Source organism: Bacillus sp. JJ1127 (genome assembly GCF_036965845.1).
Lineage (GTDB): Bacteria > Bacillota > Bacilli > Bacillales > Bacillaceae_G > Bacillus_A.
This window is the reverse complement of record NZ_JBALQK010000045.1, coordinates 26,834-35,341: the sequence shown is the minus strand read 5'-3', so window position 1 is coordinate 35,341 and position 8,508 is coordinate 26,834. Positions and strand designations below refer to the sequence as shown.

Sequence of the window (8,508 nt, the reverse complement as noted above, 5' to 3'; positions counted from 1 at the left end):
TTTTCCATCATCGGCATTACGTTTGGCATTGGGTTATTTTCCATCATCGGCATTATATTTGGCATTGGGTTATTTTCCATCATTGGCATCGTAATATTCGGTGGTAAGACTTGCGGAATGATAAGATTTTCTTTTGTTACATTTGGTGCAACTATGTTGCCCACATTTTCCTTTTGTACTTGTGGTGCAACTATATTTCCTACATTTTCTTTTTGTACTTGTGGTGACACTATATTACTTACATTTTCCTTTTTCGTTTGTGGTGACACCATGTTGCTTATATTTTCTTTTTGTACTTGCGGTGACACTATATTGCTTACATTTTCTTTTTTCATTTGTGGTGACACCATGTTGCTTACATTTTCTTTTTGTACTTGCGGTGACACTATATTGCTTACATTTTCCTTTTTCATTTGTGGTGACACCATGTTACCTACATTTTCTTTTTGTACTTGTGGTGACACTATATTACTTACATTTCCTTTTTTCGTTTTCGAAGCAATTATGTTATTTGGCTTCATCTTATTAATTTGAGGAGCAATTAACTCGCTTCCCTTTTTTATTACATCTGAAATTTTATATTCTTTTGCAGGTTTAATAGGCGGCTGTGGTGGTTGCGGCAATATATTTACTGAAAACTTTGTACTTTCTTTTGCTGCAGGCTTTTCTACCTTTTCAACAACTGGTGGTTTTTCAATCACAGCTGGCTTTTCAACAGCAGGTAGCTTTTCAACAGCAGGTAGCTTTTCAACAGCAGGTAGCTTCTCTACAGGCTTTTCTTTTTGAATTGGTACTTCCTTCTGAATCGGTTTTTCTTTTTGGATTGGCATTTCCTTTTGAATCGGCATTTCCTTTTGAATTGGTTTTTCTTTTTGTACTTCTTTTTGAGTTTGCTGCATGGCTGGCTGCTGCGTAATTGGTGCGGATTGATACGTCATTTCTTCTTCCTCTTCTATCCCAAGTGGCTTAGGTGTGCCTGCAAATTCTTTTTGTTGTACTTCCTTCACATATTCTTTCGGAGGGGCTGAACCAGCACCCACATTTTTTTTCACATGAACACTGCCTGATGGTACTTTAATTTTCATGCCAGGCATAATAAGATCTGGATTACTGAGCTGTGTATTCGCCGTTTTCAGCGTTTCAAAATCCACTCCGTACTTTTTCGCAATTTTCCAAAGGGTATCCCCTTTTTGCACGATATGAATTTTCAAATTTTCCCCCTCCTGTATAACTTATCTATAAATAAAAACACTTTGAAGGAATACTTTCTTTAAAAACCAAACTTTATCAATACTGCTTTTACAAACAATTCACTTTTTAGCACTTCTTACATTTTCACTATTGTTCAAAGTGGAATAAGTATATAAAAATTACAATGATTTCCTCAACACAATGTATGCCTATTTCTTCCTAGTTATGATTATATGCAATAAAAAAGCAACGGGAACCCCGCTGCTTTTAAGCACGCTCTAACATACGATTTAATGCTAGAACTGCTTCTTTTGTGACTTGTTTGTCTACTTGAATGACATTGACTTGTTCTCCCCTCTCTATCATTTCTAACGCCCAAAGCAGATGTGGTAAATCAATACGATTCATTGTTAAACAAGGACACATAAAAGGATTTAATGAAATAATTTCCTTATCGGGATGCTGATGAATAATCCGGTTCACTAAATTCATCTCGGTACCAATCGCCCATTTACTTCCAGATGGCGCCTGTTCAATCCTATCGATAATATATTTTGTTGATCCAGCATAATCAGAAGCTTCAACAACTTCATAGCAGCATTCTGGATGAACAATGATATTCATATCAGGATGATTTTTTCTTACGCTTTCAATATTTTTCACAGTAAAATTTTGGTGAACAGAACAATGCCCTTTCCACAAAATTACTTTTACATCCTCAATATCTCCGTCGTACTCTAATGAATCTGTATGCGGATCCCAAACCGCCATTTTATCAAGTGGAATCCCTAAATCATATGCTGTATTTCTTCCTAAATGTTGATCTGGTAAAAAGACTAGACGCTCTTTCTGCGTAAATGCCCAAGACACCATTTTTTTTGCATTTGAAGACGTTACTGTTGCACCGCCATTACGGCCACAAAATGCTTTAATGGCTGCGGTAGAGTTCACATATGTTAATGGAATCATCGTATTCCCAAATAACTTTGTAAGTTCTTTCCATGCCCTTTCTGTTTGTTCAATATCTGCCATATCCGCCATAGAACAACCTGCACGCATATCTGGTAAAATAACTACTTGCTCAGCTGTCGTTAACATATCAGCTGTTTCTGCCATAAAATGCACACCACAAAACACAATATATTTGGCATCCTTATTACTCGCTGCTACTTGTGCAAGTTGCAATGAATCTCCAGCAGCATCTGAAAACTGAACAACTTCATCTTTTTGATAATGATGTCCCGGAATAAATAACTCTTTACCTAATCTTTCTTTAATTTCATGAACACGCTCTTCCATCTCCTGCACAGACATTGTCTGATACCGCTCTGGTAACAGCGCTTCAATTGGCTGAACCTTCTCTAAAATACTCATCAGTAATCTCCCCCTCTAATCCGCTTTCTCCTTACGCTTCAATATTGAAACTGATATCTAAAGCTTTCACTGAATGTGTTAACAATCCAAGCGAAATATAATCTACCCCTGTTTTTCCGTATTTTGATAAATCTTCAATTGTTATACCACCTGATGCTTCCGTTACAATGGCACTAGGTACAATCATAGAAAATTCTCGAATTTCTTCTGGTGTACGGTTATCAAACATAATAATGTCCGCACCTGCCGATACAGCTTCTCGCACTTGTTCTTCTGTCTCTGTTTCCACTTCTACTTTCACCATATGTCCAAGCTTTTCTTTCACAGATGCGACTGCTTTTGTAATCGATCCTGCAAAAGCGATATGGTTATCTTTAATCATGACACCGTCGTATAATCCAAAGCGGTGATTAAATCCACCTCCGCATACAACCGCATATTTATCAAACATACGAAGTCCTGGCATTGTTTTTCTTGTATCACAAATACGCGTATCATTACTGTCTAATGTAAGAACAGCGCTACGCGTCATTGTTGCTACACCGCTCATACGTTGAATTACATTTAATATAACGCGCTCTGCTGTTAATAACGAGGCAATTGGACCTTGTGCAGTTGCCAAAATTTCTCCTTTCTCCACGAAATCTCCATCTTTTTTATAAAATTCGACCTGAATTCTATCATCTATTAATCGAAATCCTTGCTCGATTACCGCTGTACCTGCAAATGCACCTGTATCCTTCACAAGAAATGTTCCTTTTGCCTCTAAATTATCCGGAAAAATAAGTTGCGACGTTACATCTCTTTCCCCTATATCTTCTAGAAAAAATCGATTTAATGCTTCTCTAACTTTTAACGTGTTCATAAAACCCCTCTTTCCTCTCGTTACGCAAGTTGTGATTTTCTTTTTGCAAGAATAATTTCTTCCATCACTTTATTTCTTTCTGGGTAATCACTGCGATAATGACCACCTATACTCTCTTTTCTTCGCATTGCTGCCTCTGTCATCAACTCACAGACTGTTAGCATGTTTATAATGGTTATTTCTTTATTTGTAAGGCCATCATATTGTAATTGCATGTGTTGCATACCATACTGATTAAGCCATTTCTTCGCATGCAATAAACTCTGCTTTGTCCGAACAATTCCAACGTACTTCATCATATGTTCTTGTATTTCTTTTTTCGTTGGTAACTGAGAAATTGCAGAACTTGTTTGTATCCCTTTACTATCACTTATGTTCCTTTGTGCTGGATGAGCTAAAATATGTTGCCCAATCCGTCTACCAAATACAAGTCCTTCTAGCAATGAATTACTCGCTAATCGGTTTGCACCATGGACACCGTTGCAAGCTACTTCACCCACAGCATATAAATGAGCAATTGATGTTTCTCCGTCACAATTCGTTTTCACACCGCCCATGTGAAAATGAGCACCTGGTACAACTGGAATCTTACTTTGATCTACATCTACACCATTCTTTTTACATAATGACGACACAGTAGGAAAACGCTGCTTAAAATTTTGAATCGAAGAAATATCTAAGTACACACTTTCGCCAGCAAGAAGCTGTTCATGAATAGCACGTGCTACTACATCGCGCGGTGCAAGATCACGCTGCGGATGTACATCCATCATAAAACGCTGTCCTTTTCTATTTATAAGGACAGCCCCTTCGCCGCGCACCGCTTCAGACACAAGCCCACAGCAACACCCGTCTACATATAACATTGTTGGATGGAATTGTACGAACTCTAAATCGACAAGCTCTCCACCAGCCCGGTATACAATTGCGAGTCCATCACCTGTAATCGTTTCATCGTTAGAGGTAAAAGTGTATACACCGCCAATACCACCTGTAGCTAATACAGTATGGTCAGCATAATAACGCTGCAAGTTTCCTTCACAATCGCGAGTCAAAACACCTATACATGTATCATTTTCTATTATTAAATCGAGCACCATTTCTTGCTCCACGACTGTAACGTACGGAGCTACTTCTTGAATCAAATGCTCTAATAAATTTTTTCCTGTTGCATCTCCTCCCGCATGTAAAATGCGTCGTTTTCGATGTGCACCTTCCTTACCAAGATGAGGCCTCTTTTCACTTCCATCAAATTTCATACCATTTGCAATCAGTTTACGAATCTCTTTCGGACCTTCATCAACTAAATAACGAACTGCCTCTTTATTGTTATAATTACAACCTGCCACTAACGTATCCTCATAATGATTATTCGCATTGTCATATGTAGCTACAGCTGCTGCAATTCCTCCCTGAGCTAAATGCGTATTATTATTGCGCCGCGTTTTCTTTGTGATAATTATCACATTCTTTTTGTGACAAATCTCTTTCGCAACACTAAGTGCTGCAACACCACTTCCAATGATTAAAACATCTGCACTTGGCATGATCATTGCCCCCTAGCTTACACTTTCCGACTGTCTTGACACCTATATTTACATAGTTTTAAAATAATGACAAGAGTTTTTTAATTCATTCATTACGAAACTTACAGAAACTCTCATACTACTTAAAAATAAAAAATGCATGTAACTCTACTATAGAGAGGACTACATATTATGATATATCTTGACTATGCGGCAACAACACCAATGAGCAAAGAAGCAATCGATACATATACAAAGGCAGCGGAACAATATTTTGGTAATGAACAAAGTTTACATGATATAGGTGGATCAGCTGCATCTTTACTACAAGTTTGCAGAGAAACGTTTGCAGAGATGATTGGCGGGAAGGAACATGGTGTCTTTTTTACAAGTGGTGGTTCAGAATCTAATTATCTAGCGATCCAATCACTCTTAAATGCTAGAAGCGGTAAACACATTATTACGACCCCTGTGGAGCATGCATCCATTCACAGCTACTTTCACTCTTTAGCGCAGCAAGGATATACAATTACTGAAATGCCCGTTGATACATACGGACTTATTAATCTAGATGCTTTAGAAGCAGCCATTACAGAAGATACTGTTCTAGCAAGTATTCAACATGGAAATTCTGAAATTGGAACCGTTCAGCCCATCTCGGAAATTGGGGCACTCTTAAAAAAACACCATATTTTATTTCATACAGATTGTGTTCAAACATTTGGTAAACTTCCAATCGATGTGACAACGATGCAAATTGATAGTCTTTCTGTTTCAGCACATAAAATTTATGGACCAAAAGGTGTAGGAGCTTGCTATATCAATCCGCAAGTTCGCTGGGGACAAGTGTTCCCAGGAGCGTCTCATGAAAGAGGCTTTCGTCCTGGTACAGTCAACGTCCCAGGCATCGCTTCTTTTCTGACAGCAGCAGAGCATATATTAGATAATCGCGATAAGGAATATGCTCGTTTCAAACAATTACGCTCTTACTTTATTGATAGATTGCAATCACTTTCTTTGGAAATTCAAGTAGAAGGACATTCTACTGCTTGTTTACCACACATTATTGGGGTTACAATAAAAGGAATAGAAGGACAGTACACGATGTTAGAATGTAACCGTCACGGCATTGCCATTTCAACGGGAAGTGCTTGTCAGATTGGTAAACAAGAACCTTCAAAAACAATACTTGCAGTTGGGAAAACGTATGAAGATGCAAAACAGTATGTCCGTTTTTCATTTGGGCATCACACAACAAAAGAACAAATTGATATGACCATTCATGCACTACAAACAATTAGAAATCCATTTTATAGAGGTGGTAAATCATAATGAAACAAAATGATCAAAAGAAGATTTTAGGTGAAGAAAGAAGGCAACTCATCCTGCAATGGCTCCTTGCGGCTAATGAGCCGTTATCCGGGGGTGAATTATCTAAGAAGACAAATGTCAGCAGACAAGTCATTGTACAAGATATCTCCTTACTAAAAGCGCGAAACGAGCCAATTATCGCAACTGCACAAGGGTACTTATATTTAAAGCCACAGACAAAACAGCAGGCTTTTGAACGCGTCATCGTCTGCCAACATAAGCCAGAAGAAGTCCGCCAAGAACTAATCATGCTTGTCGATCACGGAGTTACAATTAAAGACGTAAAGGTAGAGCATCCTGTATATGGTGACTTAACAGCCTCTATTATGGTAAGCAACCGCTTTGATGTTGAACAATATTTACAAAAGATTGAGGATACAAATGCTTCCTATCTCTCACAGTTAACAGGTGGTATTCACTTACATACAATTGAAGCAGATTCTAGAGAAAAATTAAATGCTGCTTGCGACGCGCTAGATCGAGCTGGATTTCTCGTTTATTAATATAAAGCACAGAGGTTTTCATCATTCTCTGTGCTTTTATTTATAAGGTGGTATAATATTGAAAACAATTGTAAAGGAGACTACATATGGGAATTGAACTCGTTCACTTTAGCATCGGTAAACCAAAACAAATGCAGTATAACGAAGACAAAGAAATGACGACGGGCATATGTAAAGAGCCTATAGAAGAAGCCTTCCTCTCTAAAGACGGATTCCTTGGTGATGATGTAGCTGACTTAAAGCATCACGGTGGCCCGGATCGTGCTGTTTGCGTCTATCCACATGAACATTACGCATTATGGGAACAAGAATTTCAAACAACGCTTCCTTCTTCTACATTTGGTGAAAACATTACTGTTATCAATATGTTAGAACGCGATGTTTTCATCGGTGATACATATCAATTAGGCGAAGCAATCATCCAAGTGACACAAGCTAGAATACCATGTAGTACCATTTCAAAACGACTCGGTATCCCTGGCATCTTACCGCGCATTGTGGCAACTGGATATACTGGCTATTTATGCCGCGTTCTTCAAGAAGGTATTGTGCGTAAAGACTCACAAATTAAACTGCTAGAGCGTCATCCAAATCAAGTCTCTGTTCTATTTTCTAACGAAATATATTTTCATAGACGGAAAGATATAGAGGCACTGGAAAAGATTCTTGCTGTTTCAGAACTAGCAGAAGTTTGGCGTGAACAATTAACAGATCGTCTCGCAAAATTGAAATAATATAAAAAGATCCCACCTTTTATCTGGCGGGATCTTTTTATAATTACAACCAATATGATGAATAACTCCCAAGCACTGTAACAGAAAAACCAAGTGCCTCAAGCTCCATCGTCACGCCTGGCAACAAAACGTCATCGTATGCCTTATCAACATCAATTAAGAAGAAGTAGTTGCCAAGTCCCGTTTTCATCGGACGGGATTCGATTTTTGATAAATTTAATTTTCTCCATGCAAAAGCTGATAACACTTGATAAAGCGCCCCTGCATAATCAGCAGGTAACGTTATCATAAGCGTCGTTTTCTCTCCACGATTCTCTCCATTTTTCTTGAGCAATGCTCTTTGTTTTTTATGTAACACAAGAAAACGCGTATGATTATTTTTATGCGTATGAATATCACGCTGCACAATTGTTAAGCCATACTTTTCCGCTGCCGTTTCATTTGCAATTGCAGCGATTTTTTCTTTTGGATGCTCTTTCACATATTGCGCCGCAGCACTTGTCGATGTCATATCACAAACTGTTACACCTTTTAATTCCTCATTTAAAAATTTATGACATTGTGCAATTGCATGCGGATGAGAATGTACAGCATACACTTCTTTCCACGCTTTTTCATGATCTGGATACACAAGTAAATGTTGCTGAATCGGCACTGTAATTTCTCCTACGATGAAAAGCGGCTGCTCATGCACAAGATAATCAACCGTAATATTAACAGAACCTTCTATCGCATTTTCTAACGGTACAACTGCAAAATCCACATTTCCATTTGCTGCTGCATCCATACAATCTGGAATCGTTCGATACGGTACATGCTCTGCTTCCGGAAAAAAACGACTCACCGCCATATTTGTAAATGTTGCTTCTGGTCCTAAATATCCAACTCGAATCATCGTCTTTTCCCCTCTTTTTCATTTTCTTACTGTTATACCATGAATATTT

At 38.2% G+C, this 8,508-nt stretch carries 8 protein-coding genes; 3 read left to right on the top strand and 5 right to left on the bottom strand.

Going from position 1 to position 8,508, the window contains the following annotated elements:
• The 4 genes from safA to nadB form a co-directional block, all read right to left on the bottom strand.
• Positions 1-1,211, bottom strand: a 1,211-nt coding sequence (gene safA / locus V7183_RS05820; protein ID WP_335358961.1) for a SafA/ExsA family spore coat assembly protein, incomplete at its 3' end; no start/stop codon positions are given.
• A gap of 247 nt (positions 1,212-1,458) precedes the next feature.
• Positions 1,459-2,565 carry a quinolinate synthase NadA gene (gene nadA / locus V7183_RS05815; protein ID WP_097898084.1) on the bottom strand — a complete coding sequence of 369 codons (1,107 nt, stop codon included), beginning with the start codon at positions 2,563-2,565 and terminating at the stop codon, positions 1,459-1,461.
• 31 nt (positions 2,566-2,596) lie between these two features.
• Positions 2,597-3,430, bottom strand: coding sequence for a carboxylating nicotinate-nucleotide diphosphorylase (nadC, locus tag V7183_RS05810; protein WP_335358960.1), 834 nt, complete (start codon positions 3,428-3,430; stop codon positions 2,597-2,599).
• Between the two features lie 20 nt (positions 3,431-3,450).
• The gene (gene nadB / locus V7183_RS05805; RefSeq protein ID WP_335358959.1) at positions 3,451-4,977 is read right to left on the bottom strand and encodes an L-aspartate oxidase; all 1,527 of its coding nucleotides are present in this window, start codon (positions 4,975-4,977) and stop codon (positions 3,451-3,453) included.
• 168 nt (positions 4,978-5,145) lie between these two features.
• Here nadB and V7183_RS05800 point away from each other — a divergent pair, with 168 nt between their 5' ends.
• The 3 genes from V7183_RS05800 (at position 5,146) to V7183_RS05790 (ending at position 7,564) form a co-directional block, all read left to right on the top strand.
• The gene (locus tag V7183_RS05800) at positions 5,146-6,288 is read left to right on the top strand and encodes an IscS subfamily cysteine desulfurase (protein ID WP_335358962.1); all 1,143 of its coding nucleotides are present in this window, start codon (positions 5,146-5,148) and stop codon (positions 6,286-6,288) included.
• Positions 6,288-6,830 (top strand): transcription repressor NadR, encoded by a 543-nt coding sequence (locus V7183_RS05795; RefSeq protein WP_097898088.1) that lies wholly within the window; start codon positions 6,288-6,290, stop codon positions 6,828-6,830. Before V7183_RS05800 ends, V7183_RS05795 begins: the two co-directional genes overlap by 1 nt.
• 86 nt (positions 6,831-6,916) lie before the next feature.
• Positions 6,917-7,564, top strand: a complete 648-nt coding sequence (locus tag V7183_RS05790; protein ID WP_097898089.1) for an MOSC domain-containing protein — start codon at positions 6,917-6,919, stop codon at positions 7,562-7,564.
• 43 nt (positions 7,565-7,607) lie between these two features.
• Here V7183_RS05790 and pheA read toward each other — a convergent pair whose 3' ends face one another.
• Positions 7,608-8,459 (bottom strand): prephenate dehydratase, encoded by an 852-nt coding sequence (pheA, locus tag V7183_RS05785; RefSeq protein ID WP_097898090.1) that lies wholly within the window; start codon positions 8,457-8,459, stop codon positions 7,608-7,610.
• Positions 8,460-8,508 lie beyond the last annotated feature (49 nt).